Below are 19,703 nucleotides of genomic sequence, written 5' to 3'. Positions count from 1 at the left end.
GCGCGTGCGGGATGGTTGCGTTGCCAGCGGTGCGCCAGGCAATGCCAGCAGGCCGATGCGGTGCCGGCATGGGGCGTGAACAAGGGCCCGGCCATGGCCTGCTCGCCCGCGGGCCGGACCAGCAGCCAGGGCCGGCCTGCGGCACGCTGGCCGGCGTCGATGGCGCCCAGGCGCGGGTCCAGGTAGTCGTCGCAGAAAACGATGGTGAGCGGGGCGGGGGCGGGTGACTGCGTGGCCACGGCCGCAGCCCAGTGGCAGGCGGCTGTGCTGTCCAGCGCTGCAGTCAGCAGGACGATGTCGATCTGCTCCGATGCCTGCAGGCGCACGGGCGGGGCCGAGAAATCCGGTTGCAGATAACCGTGGCCGTTCACGTCGCTGTGCAGCACCGGCTGTACCAGGCCCTGGCGCAGCAGGGCGCCCAGGGCGTGCAGCATCTGCGCAAGCGGCGCATCGGGCGCTGTGGCGCAGTGCTGCATGAGGCTGGTGCCGGCCTGCAGCGGGGCGTTGAGCGCCAGCACGGCGGCGGAGCCCAGGGCCAGGGTGTCGCGTTCGCTGGTCAGCAAAAGGCGGTCGCCCTGCTGCACGGGGGAAAGGAATTTCTCGTGCCAGCGGAAGGCGTCGGCAAACAGGTCCGGGGCCGCAGGCTCAGGCAAGGGACGGGGCTCCCAGTTCAAGGCGGACGACGGCATACGGATGCTGGCCGGTGGTGGCGTGGAAGGCGGTCTCGAACAGTTGGTGCTGCTGCGAGAACCGGGCATACAGGTGCTCCTGCAGGCTGATGCGGATGGCGGGGTGGATGCGCTCCATCTGGGCGCCGTCCGCAAAGCCGGAGACGACGGGCAGCCGCATGCCGCCCACCTGCATGGGCAGCCGTGCAAGGGCCGGGTGCACATGGTCGAGCACCACGGTACACGGCGGGCTGCCGGGCGCGGCAAAACGCTGGGCCAGCTGCTGCAGCATGGCCTCCAGCGGCGCCTGTGGAAGGTAGGGGCAGACGCCTTCGAGCAGCACCAGAACGGGCTGGTTGCCGGGCAGGGCGGCGGCGTCCAGCCAGGAGGTGTCGAGGATGGAGCAGGCAAGGCGGGTTTCGTCGCCGTCCATGTATTGATCGCGCAGCGCAATGGCGTCGGGCAGGTCCACGTTCAGCCAGCGTGCGGTGCCGGCCAGGGCCGCCAGGCGGCTGCGCCGCGTGCACAGGCCCGCGCCCAGCGCAATGCACAGACCGGACGGATGCGCGCTCAGGAATTGCGTGGTGAGCCGGTCGAACAGCTGCGTGCGCAGCACCACGCTGCGCACAAAGGCGGGGTCGGCGGCGTGCGCCTCGCTGGCCTGGGGCAGCGCCGCCGCGATGCGGCACGCCTCGGGGTCGGCAAAGGGCGGCAGGTCGTGCAGCTCCGGGGGAGCTGCCGCACCTGCAGCGCGGGCACGTGCCGCCAGAGTCAGCAGCAAGGTGGTCGTGGCCCCTTGCAGCTGCGCCGGTGCCGTATCAGCAGGTGAAGGGATAGGCGTCACCGGTGTTGTTGTAGGAGGTGAGGGCGATGGCCCACAGGTCCTGCTCGGCGGGTGCCACCGGGTAGTTCAGCACGATGCCGTTCTTGATGGCCGTGCCGTCTGCGCGCTGCAGGTTCCACTCGCCGCGCGCGGCGTCCCAGGTGAAGGCCTGTTCGGTCTCGAAGCGGACCTGGAAGTTGAACGGGTTGTTGTAGCCCAGCCATTGGCTCAGCACGGGGGCCTTGTCCTTGCCGTCGTCGCGCGTCAGCTCCGCGTGGAACTCGGGCGACTGCCAGGCCAGGGCGATGGCGCGCAGCACCACGCCGCCGAAGGCCAGCAGCGAGTCGGGGCCGCCGCCGGGGATGCCCAGGCCCGTGGGCAGGGCAGCCCTGAGCATGCCGTTGTTCGGTTCCTCGAACGAGGTGCTCACGCCCATGAAGTTGGGGAACAGCTGGTAGTAGGCGGCCAGGGCCTCGGAGGCATGGGTCTGGGGCGCCTGGGGCAGGACGATGACGAATTCATCGTCGGGACCGATCCAGCCGGCCGTGAGCACGGGCTTCCATTCGGCGCGCTGGGTGGGGTCGTCGCTCAGGCGCAGCGACACATCGACCTGGGGCCACTGGGTCGGCAGGTTGAAGTCGCGGTGCAGCATGGGCTGGATGTCGCGCTGCCCCAGCAGGTCACGGCGGTAGGCGTCATCCTGCCAGGAGCGGGCGATGGCCCGCAGGTAGGCAAGGCGGAATGCGAGCAACGGTTCAGTATTCTGCAGCTGGGTGGTCATGTGACTTCATCCTCGGTTCAAGAAAAATGCGCCTGGCCGGGCAGGGGCCCGGACAGGTGCACGGACAGTTCAGGCCGCAGCGCGGCCAGCTCACTCAGGCGCGCGGCCACGTCCGGCCTGGCGGGTGCCAGGGCCTGCGACAGGGCCAGCGCCTCGGTTTCGGTGCGGTACTTGCCGGCGGTGCGCGCAGTCCCGGCGGCCTGGGCCAGGCTGTCCTGCACGGCTGTGTGGTCGGCGCCCATGGCCAGCAGGAAGCGGGCCTTCTTCAGGTGCAGCTCGCTGCTGTGCAGCCGTTCGTCCAGCACGTCGGCCAGGCGCAGGCATTCGTCGATCTTGTCCAGGGCCTCGGCCCAGCGCCCGCTGGCCGCCAGCATTTCGGCGACGAAGGAGCGGTAGTAGGTCTGGCAGTAGCGGCAGCCCATGTCCCAGAGCAGCTGCGCCGTGCCGCTGGCGCGTTCAATGCCCTCGGCGCTGGCGCTGCCTGCGCCGTCACCCAGCGCCCAGCAGCGGATGATGTCCGCATAGCCCGAGAACGCGGGCAGGCCGTAGCGGGCCGTGATGTCCAGCAGCTCGCCCGTGGTGGCCAAGGCGCTTTCCTTGTCGCCACGCGCCTGGTGGACCAGGGCCTGGTAGAGCAGGGCCATGCTCAGGGAGGGAATGTGCGAGACCTCGTGCGCCAGGCGCACGGCGTCGTTCGCATCGGCCAGCGCGGCCTGGTCGAAGCCGGCGAACCAGCGCACCAGGGCGCGCCCGCAGGTGGCCCAGACGCGCGTGTCGAAGCCGAACTCGGCCGCATGGTGGGCATGGGCCACGGGGTCGTAGCGGGTGATGGCGTCGGTCAGCGCTTCTTCGGCCTGCTCGAATCGGCCGTCGGAGTAGTGGGCCAGGCCCAGGTAGGTCTGGGCGGCCACCAGCACGCCCGTGTCCTGCTGGCGCACGGCCTGCTCCAGCAGGCGGTGGCTGAGCTGGCGCACTTCCTCGCGGTTGCTGGCCACGTGGTGGTAGGTGATCAGCATCCACAGGTGCTGCACCTGCTTGTAGTCGGCCACCGCATTGGCGCCGGGGCCGGCCAGCAGCTCCTGCGACAGCGCGATGCTTTCCACCACCTGGGCATGGGCCCAGCCGTGCTTGTTCATCAGCGCCTGGGTCACGTAGCTGTTGACGTCCAGCCGCGCCTCGCGCTGGGCCACGCCCTGGAGCTGTTGCAGCCAGTCGTCGATGTGGCGCGCGTAGGCAATGGTTTCATCGTTGAGCGAGCGCAGCTGCGTGATGCGCAACTGCCGCACCGCAAGCGCCACGGCCTGGGCGTGGTCTCCGGCGTCCGCCCAGTGCTGGGCCACGCCTGCGGGTTCCGCTGCAACGCGCTGGGGCTGGTGTTGCATCAGGGCCAGGGCCACGTCGCGGTGCAGCAGCCGGCGCTGCGATGCCAGCATGCATTCGTAGGCCGTGTCGCGGATCAGCGCGTGGCGGAACATGAAGGCGCCGGCGCCCGCACGTTCATCGGCAATGACCAGGCCGGCCTGGCCCAGCTGCGCCAGTTCCTGCTCGACCTCGCCTTGCGGGCGTTCCACGCAGGCGCACAGCAGGCCGAAGTCGAAGTGCCGGCCCATGGTGGCGGCCAGTTGCAGCAGCGGCTTGAGCGGGCCGATGCGGTCAAAGCGGCTGACCAGCGAGTCGCGCAGGGTCAGCGGAATGGCGGCCGGCAGCCCGGCATGGCGAAAGTCCCAGACGCCGTCCTGCTCCACCAGGTGGGCATCCAGCAGCATGCGCGCCATTTCCTGGATGAACAGCGGCACGCCGTCGGTGCGCTCCACCACGTGGCGGATCACGGCGGGGCTGAGCCTGCGCGGCGCCAGCGTCTGGCGGGCCAGCTCGGTGGCCTGTGCGTCTTCCAGGCGCCGCACGTCCACGCACTCGGCCTGCAGGCCTTCGGGCGGCTGCCATTGCGGACGCGCCGTGAGCACCAGCAGCACGCGCCGCCCGGGCAGGCGCGCTACCAGTTGCTCCAGCAGTTCGATGCTGGTGGGGTCGGCCCAGTGCACGTCCTCGACGACCAGCAGCAGGGGCTCGGCTTCGGACATGTGCAGCAGCCATTGCGCGGTGGACTGCAGCAGCAGCGCCCTTTGCATGACGGCCGAGATGCGGCTGGGCTCGCAGTCGCCCAGGGGCAGCGAGAGCCAGGCGCACAGAATGGGCAGGGCGGCCTCGGCATCGCAGCCTGCGGCGCGCAGGGCTTCGCGCATCTGCTCGCGGTGGTCCTGCGGGGGATCGGCCGCCTCCAGCCGCTGCCGTATCAGGCCCAGGAAAGGGGTCAGCGCGGTGTTGCGATGCTCGGGCTGGCATTGCAGCACCACGGTGTTCGCGCCCTGTGTCCTGGCGTGGACGAGCAGCATGTCGGCCAGGCAGGATTTGCCGATGCCCGGCTCGCCGCGAATCCACAGCGCATTGCCCCCGGCTTCGCGGGCCCGCGCCCATGCGTCGTGCAGGCGCTGCAGTTCGGGTTCGCGGCCTATGCACTGCAAGGCTGCATCGGACACAGGTCCCTGCAGTAGCTCGGCTGGCTGCTCCAGCTCCAGGCGATAGGTCTGCATGCCCGTGGGCTGGCCGGGCAGGCGCAGGCTGCCGGCCTTCTCGAAGCGCGCATGACGCGACAGCAGGCGGTGGCTGCTTTCGCTGGCCAGCAGGGTGCCCGCATCGGCGATGGCCTCCAGCCGCATGGCCACGTTGACGGCATGGCCCGAGGGCGCTTCGCCGCCGACCACCACGGCCATGCCGGTGTGCAGGCCCATGCGGATTCCGAGGTGCAGTCCGTGGACCTGCTCGATGGCGGCTGCGCGGCTGCGGCTGAGCGTCAGCAGCTCCTGGGCCGTCATGCCGGCCTGGCGGGCATCGGTGTCGCTGGTGTGCGGGTAGCCGAAGAGCACCAGCATGCGGTCGCCCAGCGTGCCCGCCAGCATGCCGCCGCGCCGGGTGGCAACGTCGGAGAACAGCGTGAGTTCCTCGCGCTGCAGCAGTTCGATGTCTTCGATGTTCAGCCCCTGCGAGGGCTGGCTTGAGGTGCCCGTCGTGCCGTCCATGCCGTGGGTGTCGCTGCCCGGCCAGAGGGAGACGCTGCAGCACAGCACGGTGAGCTGGCGCACTTCGGAGAACACGCGTGTGGTGGCCACGGTGCGTGTCAGGTCCGCCTGCTGCACCTGGGCGGCGGCGGGCAACTGGCCCACCAGATCGTCCAGCCGCACGCGCATGAGGTCCCTGAGCAGGGCCGCCGCCGAGTCGCTGCGCTCCGCAGGCCGCTTCTTGAGCGCCTTGCGCAGCAGGGCGGCGATGGGGTGGGTGGAGATGGCCGGCGGCAGCTGCACTTCCTGCGGGCTGAGCTGGCGGTGCACGATCTCGGCCACCGAGGCGCCCTGCACGGCGGGCGTGCCCGTCAGGCATTCGAGGAACATCAGCCCCCAGGCATACAGGTCGGTGCGGGCGCTGGGCGGCTCGCCGCGCAGCTGCTCGGGCGCGCTGTAGGCCGGCGTGCCCAGGCACTCGTCGCCCATGGTGAGCTGCGAGACCTGCGGGCCGGCAAACTGCGGGATCACGGTGCCAATGCCGAAGTCCAGCACCATGGCGTGGCGCACCGCGCCCGTGGAGGTGACCATCACGTTGTCGGGCTTGAGGTCGCGGTGCACGATGCCGGCGGCATGCGCGCAGTCCAGCGCATCGAGCACCTCGGCCATGAGGCGGCCGGCCTCGGCGGCAGTCAGCACGCCCTGGCGGCGGATCAGGCTCTTGAGGGTCTCGCCGGGCACATATTCGAAGACGCCGTAGACGCAGTCGCCTTGCTCGCCCTTGTCCAGCAACTGGACGATGTGCGGATGGTGCAGGGACGCGCACAGCATGGTCTCGCGGTGGAAGCGCTCCACCTGGCGGCCGCCTTCCTGCAGCCTGACGACCTTGATGGCCACCGATGCACCCGTGCGCCGGTGTCGCGCACGGTAGACGGTGCCGTAGCCACCCGATCCCAAGGTTTCCAGCAGTTCGTAATCGGGTATTTCCAGGGGGGCTGGCGCCACCGGGGTCACCGCAGCTTGCGTGGGGTTGGTGATGGCATCGTGCATTTCAGCCTCTGTTGGGTATCCTCCTGGAGGGTATCCAGTCGTCCATTTGTCATACGGCAGACCGTGCTTTTGATACCGTTCGTTACTATAGCGTACGTCCGAATGCAATTGACTGTTTTTGCCTACGTGCTTGCCCATGGTTGCCGTCGCCGCGGCGTCCGGCGCTCAGGCCCAGCTGGCCGCATTGCGCAGCCGTATGCCGCTGGCATGCAGCGAGCTGTCCCAGACGCCGCGCAGCGGCTGCAGGGAATCGACGATGCGCAGTTCGGTGCCGCATTCCGCTATTGCTTGCGGCAGATCGACCAGCAGGTCCCGGCGCAGGGGCTGCACGGCCTGCCGGCTCACGTACATGCCGGCGTCCTCCAGGCTTTCAAATGTATCGGCCGGCAGCTCGTACCGGTGTATCCGGGCCGCTTGCAGGCGCGCGGCCCAGGCGGTCTCCACATAGGCCACGGCCAGCGCTCCATCGGGCAGGGCGTTCAGCCATTGGGCCCTGTCTTCGCTGGTGCTGTGCTCGTGCGGCCATATGACGATGCGCGGGCATTCGCGCGGAAACAGGTACAGCCGCTGATGCGTCTGTGCGATGGCCCACACCAGGGGGCCGTTGAGCCACTCCTGCCCCTGGCGGCGGGGGGCCGCCTTCAGGACCGGGCGGGGTTGGAACTGCCGGATGTCCCCGTCTTCGCTGAAATGAAAAAGTCGCATGGCGCGCAGTGTAGGGCGCGGCGATTTGCAGGCGGCCCGCCATCCCCTATGATGCGCGACACCTGTGAATAATCCCAGGTACTCGCAACCCACGGAAAGGTCCACGCACCATGAACGGTCACTGTCTTTGCGGCGCAGTCAGCTTTGTCTCTCCCCAGGCCCGGGAAATCGGGGCCTGCCACTGTGGGTACTGCCGGCGCTGGGGCGGTGGCCCCATGCTGGCGGTGCATTGCGGGCCCGATGTGAAGTTCGAGGGCGGCGAGCACATAGGCACCTATGCCTCCTCCGAATGGGCCGAGCGCGCCTTCTGCAGGCAATGCGGCACGCACCTGTACTACCGGCTGCACGCCACGGGCGAGTACTTCGTGCCGGCCGGCGCCTTCGAGTCGCAGGACTTCGAGCTGGCCACGCAGATCTACATCGACAGAAAGCCCGGCTACTACGACTTCGCCAACCAGACGCCGACCATGACCGAGGCCGAGGTCATCGCCCAGTACGCGCCCCCGCAGGAATGAGGCACAGCCCCATGCCCCTGCACGATGACGCCAGCGGCCTGGCAATGGAGCCTGCCGCACGGCCCGGCGATCCGCTTGATCGCATCGACACACCCAGCCTGGCGCTGGACCTGACGGCCTTCGATGCCAACCTGCGCACCATGCAGGACTGGGCCGACCGCCATGGCGTGGCGCTGCGCCCGCATGCCAAGGCGCACAAGTGCCCCCAGATCGCGCTGCGCCAGCTGGCGCTGGGCGCGCGCGGCATCTGCTGCCAGAAGGTGAGCGAAGCGCTGCCCTTTGTGGCGGCCGGCGTGCGCGACATCCTGATCAGCAACGAGGTCGTGGGGCCGGCCAAGCACGCGCTGCTGGCCCGGCTGGCGCGCAGTGCGCGCATGGCCGTGTGCGTGGACAACGCGGCCAACCTGGTGCAGCTGTCCCAGGCCATGGCGCATGCGGGCGTGGAGATCGACGTGCTCGTCGAGGTGGACGTGGGCCAGGGCCGCTGCGGCGTGCCCGGTGCCGAGGCCGTGCTGGCCCTGGCGCGGCAGGCGCGTGATCTGCCGGGCTTGAATTTCGCGGGCCTGCAGGCCTACCACGGCGCGGTGCAGCACCGGCGCAGCCGCGAAGAGCGTGCGCAGGCCTGCCAGGAGGCTGCGAGCCGGGCGGCGGCCTGCGCGCAGCTGCTGCGCGACAACGGCCTGGCCTGCCACACCATCACGGGCGGCGGCACGGGCAGCGTGGAGTTCGATGCGGCCAGCGGCGTCTACACCGAGCTGCAGCCGGGCTCCTATGCCTTCATGGATGGCGACTACGGCGCCAACGAATGGGGCGGGGCGCTGGCCTTTCGCCGCAGCCTGTTCCTGCTGTCCACGGTGATGAGCACGCCCGCGCCGGACCGCGTCATCCTCGATGCGGGCCTGAAATCCACCTCGGCCGAATGCGGCCCGCCCGCCGTCTACGGCACGCCGGGCCTGCGCTGCGTGGCCATCAATGACGAGCACAGCGTGGTATGCGTGGAGCCTGGCGCCCAGGCGCCCGCCCTGGGCAGCGTGCTGCAGCTGCTGCCCTCGCACGTGGACCCGACATTCAACCTGCACGACGAGCTGGTGGTGCTGCAGGGCGGCACGGTGCACGCGCTGTGGCCGATTGCGGCGCGCGGGCTGTCGCGCTGAAGACGGCATGAAAGAAGCCGCCGGCCTTGCGGCGCGGCGGCTTTTTTGCGTCTGCGGCCTGCTGTGGCCTGTGGCTTACAGCTCGATCTTGGCGCGGCGGATCACGTCGCCAAAGCGCTTGTTTTCCTCGACGATGAAGGCCTTGAACTCTTCGGGCGTGGGAAAGTAGTTCTCGTAGCCGAAGGTCTGGAACTTGGGCTGGATGTCGGGCTCGCGCAGGGCCTTCATGGTGTCCTGGCGGATCTTCTCGACCACGGCCGGCGGCGTGGACTTGGAGACGGCAAAGGCATTCCAGCCGGTGACCACGGCATCGGCCGGGCCGCCGGACTCGGCCACGGTGGGCACGTCTTCATAGCCCTTGAGGCGGTGGGGCGCCAGCACGGCCAGGAAGCGCAGCTTGCCCGAGCGCATCAGCGGGCCGGCCGTGCCCGAGGAGCCCAGCGCAAAGGCCAGCTCGCCCGTGGCCACGCTGGTGTACAGCTGGCTGGTTTCCTTGTAGATGACGTGTTCCATCTTGGTGCCCGTCAGCGACTCCAGCAGGGCCGAGCCCAGGTGCACCGGGTTGCCCACGGACCACGAGCCGTAGTTGAGCTTGCCGGGGCGCGCCTTGGCGTCGGCAATCAGGTCGGCCACGGTCTTGTAGGGGCTGTTGACCGGCACGCAGACGAAGAAGAAGGTGCGAAACAGCGGCAGGACGACCTCGAAGTCCTTGTCGATGCTGTAGGGCAGTTTCTTGAACAGGTGGGGATAGGCGGCCAGGTGGACGTTGTCCAGCTGGATGATGTCCGTGCCGTCGGTGGCGCCGCGCTTGAAGGCCTCGATGGCGATGAAGCCGTTGCCCCCCGGGCGGTTTTCCACGATGACGGGCTGGTTCCACAGGCGCGCCAGCTTGTCGGCCACCAGGCGCGAGGTGCCGTCCGGCCCGCCGCCCACGGGGAAGGGGTTGATGATGCGCACCTGCTTGGTGGGCCAGTTGGCGGCGGCACCCGACTGGGCACGCGCGGGTGCCAGGGCGCCCATGGCCAGGGCGCCAAGGGCGAGGCCCGCCTGGCGGCGATTGATGCGGAAGGCGCTGTCTTTCATGGTTTGTCTCCGAGTCGCTGTTGGGCTTGCTGGGGGGGCTTGGTCCTATGCCGGCAAGGCACAGGCTGCTCTTGTTTTTACGCTCTCTTGCGGGAGCGGCTGGATCATCCAGTCGCCGCATTGTGTCAGTTCGTTGCAAAGCACCTAGCCATAGCTGGCGCTAGCAGCTATAGCAAAATGGCATAAGTGAGGAGGCGAGAGAACATGAATTTGCAGCAGATAGAGACGTTCGTGCATGTGGCCGAGACCGGCAGCTTCAGCAAGGCGGCCGTGCTGCTGGAGACGGCGCAACCCGCACTGAGCCGCCAGGTGCGGGCGCTGGAGACCGAGCTGCGCGAAACCCTGCTGATACGCACCGGCCGCGGCGTGACCCTGACCGACGCCGGCCGCCGCCTGCTGGAGCACGGCCACGCCATCATGCAGCGCGTGGCGCTGGCCAAGGAGGATCTGGGCAGCCAGCGCGACGAGCCCGTGGGCCGCATCGTGGTAGGCCTGCCGCCCAGCCTGGCGCGGCGCCTGACGCTGCCGCTGATCGACCTGTTCAGCAAGGACATGCCCAAGGCCCGGCTGGCCGTGGTCGAGGGCTTTTCCATGAACATCGCCGAATGGCTGACCTCGGGCCGCATGGATCTGGGCCTGGTCTATACGCCCGAGCCGCATCCGCACATCGAGGTCACGCCCGTGCTGGAAGAGCGCCTGTGCCTGATCGGCCCGACGCGCACGCTGGGCGGGCGCAGCAGCGTGCGCTTTGACGAGCTGTCGCAGTTTCCGTTGATCATGCCGCAGCACGGCCAGATCTTCCGCAAGCTGATGGAGGCCCAGGCCACGCTGTCCCAGGTCAAGCTCAACGTGGTCTGGGAAGTGTCCAGCGTGCCGGCCATCCTGGACCTGGTGCGCGGCGGCTACGGCTACGCCGCGCTGACCGACAGCGCCATGCGCAGCCACCTGACCGATGCCGAGCTGGTGGGCATTCCCATCGAATCGCCCCACGTGGTGAGCACGCTGTGCCTGGCGCAGTCGGCCAAGAAAAAGGCCACGCCGCTGATCCGCAAGACTTCTCTGGCCCTGCGCGAACTGAGCCGGCTGGTGTGCGCGCCGCTCTGAGCGGTTGCAGCGACGGCGGCAGGTCGCAGGTCAGCAGGCCTCAGAGCAACGGCCGCAGCTCCCGCGCCGCCTCCTGCAGCAGCGGCAGCAGCTCGGCCACCATGTCGGCCGGCGCCATGCGCTGGGGCGAGGTCACGATGTTGAGCGCGGCCACCGTGCGGCCCTCCATGTTGCGCAGCGGCACGGCCAGGGCCTGCACGGCCAGCTCATGCTCTTCCAGGGCCAGGCAGAAGTCCTGTCGGCGCACTTCGTCCAGCACGCCTTCGAGCGCTGCGCTGTCGGTGACCGTGTGGGCGGTCAGGCGCCGCAGATCGTGCGATGCCAGCCATTGCCTGAGCTCGGCCGCAGGCAGCGCGGCAAGCAGCACGCGGCCCGTGGAGGTGGCGTGGGCGGGCAGGCGGCTGCCCAGGTGCAGGCCGTGGGCCATGAGGCGTTGGCCGCGCTCGTGCAGGGCGCTGCGCGCGACGATGACCACTTCGTGGCCATCGCGCACCACGCAGGAAAACGACAACTGGGTCTGCGCCGCCAGCCGGTAGAGCACGGGCTGGACGATGCGCGGCAGCCGCGCCGAGGCCAGGTAGCTGCCCGACAGCCGCAGCACCTTGGGTGCCAGCCAGAAATGGCTGCCGTCCGTCTCCAGGTAACCCAGGTGCGCCAGCGTCAGCAGATGGCGGCGCGCGGCCGTGCGCGTGATGCCCGAGCGCTCGGCCGCCATGGTGGCGTTCAGGCGTTGGCGCTCGGTGTCGAAGCTCTCCAGCACGGCCAGGCCCTTGGCCAGTCCGGCGATGAAGTCATCCGGGTCGATGGGAAAGGGCTGGTTCATGGGCGGGGAGGGCGTGCATGCAGGTAGTGCGCGATTGTCGCGCAGATTGCGCGATCACCGCGCAACTCATGTGCCAGCCCCTCGTCTTTGCGCTGCCTCAAAACTAGTCTTGGGACCAGGCCATGGCATGAACCGGCCATGACATCGAACAACGCAACGGAGACAGATCAATGCGTACCCAAGTCGCCATCATCGGCGCAGGCCCTGCCGGCCTGCTTCTCGGCCAGCTGCTGTACCGCGCAGGCATAGACAACGTCATCATCGAGCAGCGCAGCGCCGACTACGTGCTGGGACGCATCCGCGCCGGCGTGCTCGAACAGGTCACCGTGGACCTGCTGGAGCAGGCCGGCGCCGATGCCCGCATGCGCGCCGAAGGCCTGCCGCACGACGGCATCGAGCTGCTGTTCGGCGGCCAGCGTCACCGCATCGACCTGCACGGCCTGACCGGCGGCAAGCGCGTCATGGTCTACGGCCAGACCGAGGTCACGCGCGACCTGATGGAAGTGCGCGCCGCCGAGGGCCTGACCACGGTCTACGAGGCCAGCAACGTGCAGCCCGTGGGCTTCGATGGCGACAGCCCCGTCGTGCGCTACGAAAAGGACGGCCAGGTCCATGAGCTGCAATGCGACTTCATCGCCGGCTGCGACGGCTTTCACGGCATCTGCCGCGCCAGCGTGCCCCAGGACAAGGTGCGCACCTTCGAGAAGGTCTACCCCTTCGGCTGGCTGGGCCTGCTGTCGGACACGCCGCCCGTCTCGCACGAACTGATCTACGCCCAGACCGAGCGCGGCTTCGCACTGTGCAGCCAGCGCAGCGCCACGCGCAGCCGCTACTACCTGCAGGTGCCGCTGACCGAGAAAGTGGAGGACTGGAGCGACGAAGCCTTCTGGAACGAACTGCGCCTGCGCCTGGACCCCGAGGCCCGCGAGCGCCTGGTGACCGGTCCCTCGCTGGAAAAGAGCATTGCCCCGCTGCGCAGCTTCGTGACCGAGCCCATGCGCTTCGGCCGCCTGTTCCTGGCCGGCGACGCGGCCCACATCGTGCCGCCCACGGGCGCCAAGGGCCTGAACCTGGCCGCCTCGGACGTGGGCTACCTGTCCAGCGCCTTCGCGCAGTACTACCGCGACAAGGCGCCCGAAGGCATCGACGGCTATTCCGAGCAATGCCTGCGCCGCGTCTGGAAGGCCGAGCGCTTTTCGTGGTGGATGACCTCGCTCATGCACCGCTTCCCCGACGCGGGCGGCTTCGACACCAAGGTGCAGGAGGCGGAGCTGGACTACATCGTTAACTCCCGTGCAGGCTCGACCTCGCTGGCGGAGAACTATGTGGGGTTGCCGCTGGTGTGAGGGCCGGCGTGAGGCCCCGGGCGCCGCCGAGGCTGCGCCCGCATTGATGCGCGCCTGTCGCCACAGCATTGCGCAAATTTGCAGGCCGCCTCGCCCGGACGGGCACGGGCGAGGAGTAAGCTTGGCAGGTTATGGCGCACATCACGTTTCCCCCTCCCTATATCGCTCCCCAGAATGCAGCGCAGTCGCTGCGCGACGCAGGCTATGCGGTGCTGCGCCCCGACGAATTCGCGGCCTGGGCGGGCGTGTCCTTGACCGAGCTGCATGCGCTCGATGCCGACTGGGCCCAGCTGCCGCCCGATGCCTTTCTCAAGGACGGGGGCCGCTACCGGCGTCGCCGCCATTCCTGCTTCATCGCCGGGCAGGACGGGCTGCAGCAGGTGGAGCACCGCGCGCACTGGCAGCCGGTGGAGTACAACGCCCTGCATGGCGGCATGCTGCGCATGTTCGAGCCCATGCGCGATGCCACGGCGCAAAGCGCCACCTGGAGCCGCCTGCTGCTGGCGCTGGCGGGCCTGTCCGACCAGGTGTTCTGCGCCCAGGGCGATGATGTGCAGCACGAGCGCTGGTTCATCGAGTCCCACCAGTTCCGCATCGACACCACGGACGGCATTGGCCGGCCCACCCCCGAAGGCGCGCACCGCGACGGCGTGGACCTGGTGGCCGTGATCCTGGTCGGGCGCGAGGGCGTGAAGGGCGGCGAGACGCGCATTTTCGAGGCCACGGGCCCCAGCGGCCAGCGCTTCACGCTGACCGAGCCCTGGTCGGTAATGCTGCTGGACGATGCCCGCATGATCCACGAGACCACGCCCATACAGCCCGAGCAGCCGGGCGGTGTGCGCGATACCCTGGTGCTGACCTATCGCCGCCAGGGTTTCCAGGGCTCGGAGCTGACGCGTCGCCGCAAGGATTGATGCAGCTCAAGACGCTGGCGCATGATGGGCGCACACTTTGGTTCATCGACCCGGCCGCCCCCGATTCCTGAGGGCGGCCAAGCACAAAGGAGAAAACGCATGTTCAAGCACATCCTGGTTCCCGTGGACGGCTCCAACAGCTCGATGCTGGCGGTCCACAAGGGCGTGGAGCTGGCCAAGGTCTTTGGCAGCACGCTGACGGCGGTCTACGTGGTGGACCCCTATCCGTTCACGGGCGTGGGCGCCGACTTCGCCTACGGCCAGTCGCAGTACCTGAGCGCGGCCACGGCCGAGGCCAACACCACGCTGGACGCCGTCAAGAAGATCACCGACGAGGCCGGCATCACCGCCACCACCGTGGTGGGCGAAGGCCATGCGGTGCACGAAGGCATCGTGCGCGTGCTCGAGAGCACGGGCGCCGACCTGATCATCATGGGCTCGCAAGGCCGCCGTGGCCTGGAAAAGCTGATGCTGGGCAGCGTGACCCAGCGCGTGCTGGGCGCCGTGCGCGTGCCGGTGCTGGTGGTGCGCGAGTAATCACCGGACCGCTCGGCCCTTCGCCGGGTGAAACGTCAACGGCTCCCTCGGGAGCCGTTTTTATTGGTGCGCTGCAGGGAGAGAGGGCGATCAGCGATTGAGCAGCCGTGCCAGCCAGCCCTTTTTCTTGCGCTGCAGTTCCAGTTCCTGCAGCACTTCGTTCTTGAGCCTTTCCTTCTCGGCGGCAGGACTGGACTCGCGCGCCATGCGCAGATAGGCCTTGGCCGAGTCCACGTAGCCGGTGTCTTCGTTGCGGATGTGGTTGAACAGCCAGCGCGAGAGCATGCCGTGCAGCTCGGCGGCCACGTCCTCGCCGGCATCGAAGCGGGTCTGCATCTCGATCACGCGGCGGGTGAACAGCTCGTGCACCTTCTTGTGCGGGCCGGCGAACATGTAGCCGGCGCTCTCGATCAGGCTTTCCTCGAACACGAAGTGCGAGACGGTGTAGTCGATCATCTCGCCGATGACATCGCCCAGGGCCTCGCGGTCGGGCGAGGAACGCAGCTCGTAGAGCTTGTTGATGTAGTCGACGATGCGGCGGTGCTGCCTGTCGATCTCTGCAATTCCGGTGTCCAGCTCGGGGACCCAGACCAGCAATGCCATGGCGTTCTCCAGGAATTCGGTGATTTCCGGAGAAGTATTCACGGGACTGTCACATCGCCCCTTGATGCAGATCAGTCTGATCTGCATCAAGGAGACGCGGCGTCACTCGATCTTGGCGCCCGAGGACTCGACGATCTGCTTGGACTGCCTGAAGTCGGCCTGGAACATCTTGTCGAAGTCGGCCACGGTCATGGACTGGGGCTCGGCGCCCTGGGTCTGGATGGCGTCGCGCACTTCGGGCATGGCCAGCAGCTTGTTCACTTCGGCGTTGACCTTGGTCACGATGGCCGTGGGCGTGCCCTTGGGCATGAACAGGCCGTACCAGGTGCTCACGTCAAAGCCCTTGAGGCCCGATTCGGCCAGCGTGGGCGTGTCGGGCAGCGAGGACGAGCGCTTGGCCGAGGTCACGGCGATGGCGCGCAGCTTGCCGGCCTTGATCTGGCCGATGGCCGAGGGCACGGAGGACACCAGCAGATCCACGTTGCCGGCCAGCGCATCCATCAGGGCCGGATTGGAGCCCTTGTAGGGCACGTGCACCAGCTGGATGCCCGCCGCTTTCTCCAGCAGCACGCCCGAGAGGTGGATGCTGGTGCCATTGCCCGGCGAGCCGTAGGTCACCTTGCCCGGGTGCTGCTTGGCAGCGGCCAAGATGTCGGCCAGGGTCTTGTAGGGCGAGTTCACGCTGGTGGCGATCACGATGGGCGTGTAGGCCACGTGGGCCACGGGCACCAGGTCCTTGACCGGGTTCCAGGGCAGGTTCTTGTAGAGGTAGGGGCCCAGGACCACGTTGTCCTTCTGGCCCATGACCATGTCGTAGCCCGTGGGCGCTGCCTTGGCGGCCTCGGTGATGCCGATGGTGCCGCCTGCGCCCGCGCGGTTGTCGGGCACCACGGTCCACTTGCTGACTTCGGTGAGCTTGTTGGACACCACGCGCGCGAGGATGTCGGTGCCGCCGCCGGGCGGGAAGGGCACGATCATGCGCACGGGCTTGTTCGGATAGTCGGCCGCCGCGCCTTGGGCGGCTGCGGAAAAGCTCAGGCCCATGGCGGCGGCCACGGCGGTGCAGGTGATCAGTTGGCGGAACATGAAAGAAGAAACTCCAGGGTCTGATGGGGCGGTGCAACCCTCTCGCAGCGGACCGGCAGTGCCGGGCCGCCCATGCGGTGGGTTGTCGATGATCGGGGAGGGTGGTTCCGCCATCTTGCATTGGGAAACCCGCTATTTGGGCGGATTTCCGCAATCTGTGCCACAGGGGCTTCCACCAAGGAGCAGCTTGTGCCTGCTCCAGAGGGAAGCGGGCTATTTTATGCCGCCTTGGTGCCTGGCCGCAGGCCAGGCGCTCAGCCCTGCGCCAACTGCCTGTCCAGCACGCGCACCGTCTCGTACAGCACCCGGGTGCCGTCCAGCAGCTGGGACGGCTCTATCCATTCCTCGGGCGCGTGGCTGCGGCCGTGGAGGCAGGGGATGAAGATCATGCCCATGGGGCCGGTGGGCGACATGTAGACGGCGTCATGGCCGGCGCCGCTGGGCATGCGCATGTGGGCGTAGCCCAGGTTGTCGCAGGCCTGCTCCACGCCCTGCATGACCAGGCCAGCGCAGTCCGTGGGCTGGGAGCGGCTCACGTCGGCCATCTCGGCACGCACGCGCAGGGCGGCCAGGCCGGGCAGGACTTCGGCCAGCAGTTCCTCGGGAAAGCGCTCCAGCACGCCGGCGTGGTCGCTGCGCACTTCCATCATCATCTCGACCAGGCCGGGCACGGCATTGGAGGCATTGGGCGTGAGCGAGAGCCGGCCCACGGTGGCCACCACATAGTGGGGCTGGCCATTGAGCGCAGCGGCCTTGCGGTTGGCCGCATCGATGATGCGCGCCGCGCCCACCAGCGCGTCCTGTCGGATGTCCATGGGCGTGGTGCCTGCGTGGTCGGCCTGGCCGTGCACGGTGAAGCCCACGCGGCGTATGCCCACGATGTTCGTCACCACGCCAATGGGCAGGCCGCGCTGCTCCAGCACCGGGCCCTGCTCTATGTGCAGCTCCACGAAGGCGGCCGTGCCGCCGGCGCTGCGCAGCGGGCGGTGCAGCGCCTCGGGCCGTGCGCCGATGCGCCGCATGCCTTCGGCCAGGGTTTCGCCTTGCGGGTTGCGGGCGGCCAGCATGGCGGCGTCCAGCTTGCCCGACAGCGCGCGGCTGCCGATGCAGGAGATGCCGTAGTCGCTGGGCTCCTCGGACAGGAAGTCGATCACCTCGAACGGGTGCTGCAGGGCGATGCCGTTTTCATGCAGGCAGTGCGCCACCTCGATGCCGGCCAGCACGCCGATGATGCCGTCGAAGCGCCCGCCCATCATCACGGTGTCGCAGTGCGAGCCGGTGGAGATGGGGGCGCGTTCTGCGCCGCCCGCAGCGGCCTGGGCCGCCGGCAGGCGGCCGACCAGATTGCCGCCTTCATCCAGATGCACCTGCATGCCCGCGGCCGCGAACTCGGCGCGCAGCCAGGCGCGGGCCTGGTCGAACTCGGGCGAGAAGGCGCGGCGGGTCCAGGGCCGGTCGGGCAGGGTGAAGGTGGACAGGGTCTGGACACGGCGCCAAAGGCGCTCGGCATTGATGGGGGGCAGGGCGGTCATGGGTCTCGGTGAGTTCTGCGGCAGGCGCGCGAGCCGCGCAGGCGGCGCAGGCAGGCTGGGCGAAGCGGGGATTGTCGCGCGCAAAGGCGGTGCTCATGCAGACGTGCGCAGGCTCCTGAGCAGCCGCTCCAGCGTGTCGAAGCTCACGGGCTTGACCAGGTGGTGGTCCATGCCGGCCTCGCGCGATCGTCTCAGGTCATCCTCCTGCCCCCAGCCCGTGAGGGCGATCAGCAGGACTTGGTCGCGGCCCTGCCGGGCGCGGATGCGGCGCGCAACTTCCAGGCCGTCCATGCCGGGCAGGCCGATGTCCAGCAGCACGACGTCGGGCCTGAAGGCGTCGTGCATGGCCAGCGCGCCGGGGCCGTCGCGGGCGATCTCGACCTCGGCTCCCAGCAGCCCTAGCAGCATGGACAGGGTGTCGGCGGCGTCCGCGTTGTCATCGACCACCAGGATGCGGCCGAAGGCTGGCGCATCCCCGGACTGCGCGCCTGCGGCCGGTCCGGGCAGGGAGGGCACATCGGCGGGTGCATGGGCGGATGCATCGGCAGGTGCATGGGCCGGCAAGGGCAGGCGCAGCCGCAATTCGCTGCCCTGGCCCGGACCTTCGCTGAGAGCCTGCACGCTGCCGCCGTGCATCTCCACCAGGCTGCGCACCAGGGTCAGGCCGATGCCCAGGCCCCCCTGGCCCCGGCGGCCGCCGCGGTCCACCTGCATGAACATGTCGAAGATCCTGTCCAGCAGCGCGGCGGGGATGCCTATGCCGTCGTCACGCACGGAGATCACGGCCTGCGCACCCTCTGCCCAGGCCGCCAGCACGATGTGGCCGCCGGGATCGGTGTACTTGGCGGCATTGTTGAGAAGGTTGGTGACCATTTGCGCCAGCCGCACGGGGTCGGCCGGCAGCAGCAGGGTCTCGGCGGGCAGCTCCAGCCGAAGCTGGTGGCCGCCGGATTCCATGACCGCATGGCTGGCCGCCGCCACGCCTTGCAGCACGTTGTTCAGCTCCACCACCTCCTTGCGCAGCTGGACCTTGCCCGTGGTGATGCGCGAGACCTCCAGCAGGTCGTCCACCATGCGCACCATGTGGTTGACCTGGCGCTCCAGCATCTCCTGGCTGCGGCGCGCGCTGTCGTCGCCATGGGCGGTGCGCTTGAGGATTTGCAGGCCGTGGCTGATGGGTGCCAGCGGATTGCGCAGCTCGTGGGCCAGGGTTGCCAGGAACTCGTCCTTGCGCCGGTCGGCCTCCCTGAGGTGCTGCTCGGCGCGCTTGAGTTCGGTGATGTCCTGGATGATGGAGCAGGTGCCCACGAGCTGCCCGCCGTCATCGCGCAGCGGAGCGGCGCTGACGCGCATCCACCATTCGCGGCCCTCGTCGTCGGTGTGCAGCATTTCCAGCCCCGGCATGACCACCTCGCCGCGCAGCGCGCGCCTGCCGGGCCAGTTCTCGGGCGGTATGGGCCGGCCCTTGTCGTCCCAGCCGCGCCAGCGCTGCACGCGGTCGGCAAGGGTGGACGGGATGGCGCGCGGGACGAATCGGTCCATGAGCGCATTGCTGAGCACCATGGTGCCGCCCATGTCGGACACGCCCACGCCCGCCGGCATCTGGTCGATGATGGCGCGCAGCCTTTTCTCGTTGGCGCGCAGGGCGGCATGGGCCTGCTCGCGCACGCGCTCGAGCTGCAGCAGCGAGGCGACGCGCGCCAGCAGCTCGCGCGCCGAAAAGGGCTTGACCAGGTAGTCGTCCGCGCCTGCGCGCAGGCCTTCGACCTGGGCCTCCTGGCCTGCACGCGCGGACAGCATGATGACGGGGATGGAGCGCGTGGCCTCGTCGCTGCGCAGCGCATGCAGCAGCTCGAAGCCGTCGAGCACGGGCATCATCACGTCGGCAATCACGAGATCGGGCCGCTGGCGCCGGATACGCGG

The 19,703-nt window shown here is 69.0% G+C and carries 17 protein-coding genes; 6 read left to right on the top strand and 11 right to left on the bottom strand.

The window, feature by feature from the left end; genetic code table 11:
- From L995_RS29730 to L995_RS29710, 5 genes are all read right to left on the bottom strand, one after another.
- On the bottom strand, positions 1-653 hold a 653-nt coding region (locus L995_RS29730; RefSeq protein ID WP_047475045.1), incomplete at its 3' end, for a TOMM precursor leader peptide-binding protein.
- Positions 646-1,449 carry a class I SAM-dependent methyltransferase gene (locus L995_RS29725; RefSeq protein ID WP_047475044.1) on the bottom strand — a complete coding sequence of 268 codons (804 nt, stop codon included), beginning with the start codon at positions 1,447-1,449 and terminating at the stop codon, positions 646-648. The genes L995_RS29725 and L995_RS29730, both read right to left, overlap by 8 nt.
- A 37-nt stretch (positions 1,450-1,486) precedes the next feature.
- Entirely contained in the window at positions 1,487-2,272 is a 786-nt protein-coding gene (locus L995_RS29720) for a BMA_0021/BMA_0022 family TOMM bacteriocin (RefSeq protein ID WP_016446373.1), read from the bottom strand.
- A 17-nt stretch (positions 2,273-2,289) separates the two neighbouring features.
- Positions 2,290-6,378 (bottom strand): TOMM system kinase/cyclase fusion protein, encoded by a 4,089-nt coding sequence (locus tag L995_RS29715; RefSeq protein ID WP_047475043.1) that lies wholly within the window; start codon positions 6,376-6,378, stop codon positions 2,290-2,292.
- A 165-nt stretch (positions 6,379-6,543) separates the two neighbouring features.
- A complete protein-coding gene (locus L995_RS29710) occupies positions 6,544-7,083 on the bottom strand; it encodes a DUF6886 family protein (protein ID WP_017404809.1) in 540 nt (179 codons plus the stop codon).
- 110 nt (positions 7,084-7,193) lie between these two features.
- Between L995_RS29710 and L995_RS29705 the strand changes: the two genes are divergently transcribed.
- Entirely contained in the window at positions 7,194-7,598 is a 405-nt protein-coding gene (locus L995_RS29705) for a GFA family protein (protein ID WP_016446370.1), read from the top strand.
- An 11-nt stretch (positions 7,599-7,609) separates the two neighbouring features.
- Positions 7,610-8,752 carry a DSD1 family PLP-dependent enzyme gene (locus L995_RS29700; protein WP_047475042.1) on the top strand — a complete coding sequence of 381 codons (1,143 nt, stop codon included), beginning with the start codon at positions 7,610-7,612 and terminating at the stop codon, positions 8,750-8,752.
- Between the two features lie 75 nt (positions 8,753-8,827).
- On the opposite strand, the gene L995_RS29695 is transcribed toward L995_RS29700, so the two are convergent.
- A complete protein-coding gene (locus L995_RS29695; RefSeq protein WP_047475041.1) occupies positions 8,828-9,835 on the bottom strand; it encodes a Bug family tripartite tricarboxylate transporter substrate binding protein in 1,008 nt (335 codons plus the stop codon).
- 204 nt (positions 9,836-10,039) lie between these two features.
- Between L995_RS29695 and L995_RS29690 the strand changes: the two genes are divergently transcribed.
- On the top strand, positions 10,040-10,939 hold the full coding sequence (locus L995_RS29690) for a LysR family transcriptional regulator (protein WP_043792929.1): 900 nt from the start codon (positions 10,040-10,042) through the stop codon (positions 10,937-10,939).
- Positions 10,940-10,979: 40 nt separating this feature from the next.
- Here L995_RS29690 and L995_RS29685 read toward each other — a convergent pair whose 3' ends face one another.
- Entirely contained in the window at positions 10,980-11,762 is a 783-nt protein-coding gene (locus L995_RS29685; RefSeq protein ID WP_016446366.1) for an IclR family transcriptional regulator domain-containing protein, read from the bottom strand.
- A 170-nt stretch (positions 11,763-11,932) separates the two neighbouring features.
- On the opposite strand from L995_RS29685, the gene pobA reads away from it, so the two are divergent.
- The 3 genes from pobA (at position 11,933) to L995_RS29670 (ending at position 14,559) form a co-directional block, all read left to right on the top strand.
- Positions 11,933-13,108 carry a 4-hydroxybenzoate 3-monooxygenase gene (gene pobA, locus L995_RS29680; protein WP_013801914.1) on the top strand — a complete coding sequence of 392 codons (1,176 nt, stop codon included), beginning with the start codon at positions 11,933-11,935 and terminating at the stop codon, positions 13,106-13,108.
- Between the two features lie 131 nt (positions 13,109-13,239).
- Positions 13,240-14,022 carry a 2OG-Fe dioxygenase family protein gene (locus L995_RS29675; protein WP_016451485.1) on the top strand — a complete coding sequence of 261 codons (783 nt, stop codon included), beginning with the start codon at positions 13,240-13,242 and terminating at the stop codon, positions 14,020-14,022.
- Positions 14,023-14,121: 99 nt separating this feature from the next.
- Positions 14,122-14,559: a universal stress protein gene (locus L995_RS29670; RefSeq protein ID WP_016446360.1), complete on the top strand. Its 438-nt coding sequence runs from the start codon at positions 14,122-14,124 to the stop codon at positions 14,557-14,559.
- Positions 14,560-14,649: 90 nt separating this feature from the next.
- Here the strand turns inward: L995_RS29670 and L995_RS29665 are convergent, their stop codons facing one another.
- From L995_RS29665 to L995_RS29650, 4 genes are all read right to left on the bottom strand, one after another.
- Positions 14,650-15,204 (bottom strand): bacteriohemerythrin, encoded by a 555-nt coding sequence (locus tag L995_RS29665; RefSeq protein WP_227468561.1) that lies wholly within the window; start codon positions 15,202-15,204, stop codon positions 14,650-14,652.
- Positions 15,205-15,264: 60 nt separating this feature from the next.
- Positions 15,265-16,248, bottom strand: a complete 984-nt coding sequence (locus tag L995_RS29660) for a Bug family tripartite tricarboxylate transporter substrate binding protein (protein WP_047475036.1) — start codon at positions 16,246-16,248, stop codon at positions 15,265-15,267.
- Positions 16,249-16,502: 254 nt separating this feature from the next.
- A complete protein-coding gene (locus L995_RS29655; protein WP_047475034.1) occupies positions 16,503-17,780 on the bottom strand; it encodes a Zn-dependent hydrolase in 1,278 nt (425 codons plus the stop codon).
- Between the two features lie 93 nt (positions 17,781-17,873).
- Positions 17,874-19,703, bottom strand: a 1,830-nt coding sequence (locus L995_RS29650; RefSeq protein ID WP_047475032.1) for a hybrid sensor histidine kinase/response regulator, incomplete at its 5' end; no start/stop codon positions are given.

Source organism: Delftia sp. ZNC0008 (genome assembly GCF_000799035.1).
GTDB classification, from domain to species: domain Bacteria; phylum Pseudomonadota; class Gammaproteobacteria; order Burkholderiales; family Burkholderiaceae_C; genus Comamonas; species Comamonas tsuruhatensis.
The sequence above is the reverse complement of the archived record's forward strand: the minus strand, read 5'-3'. Positions and strand labels throughout refer to the sequence as shown.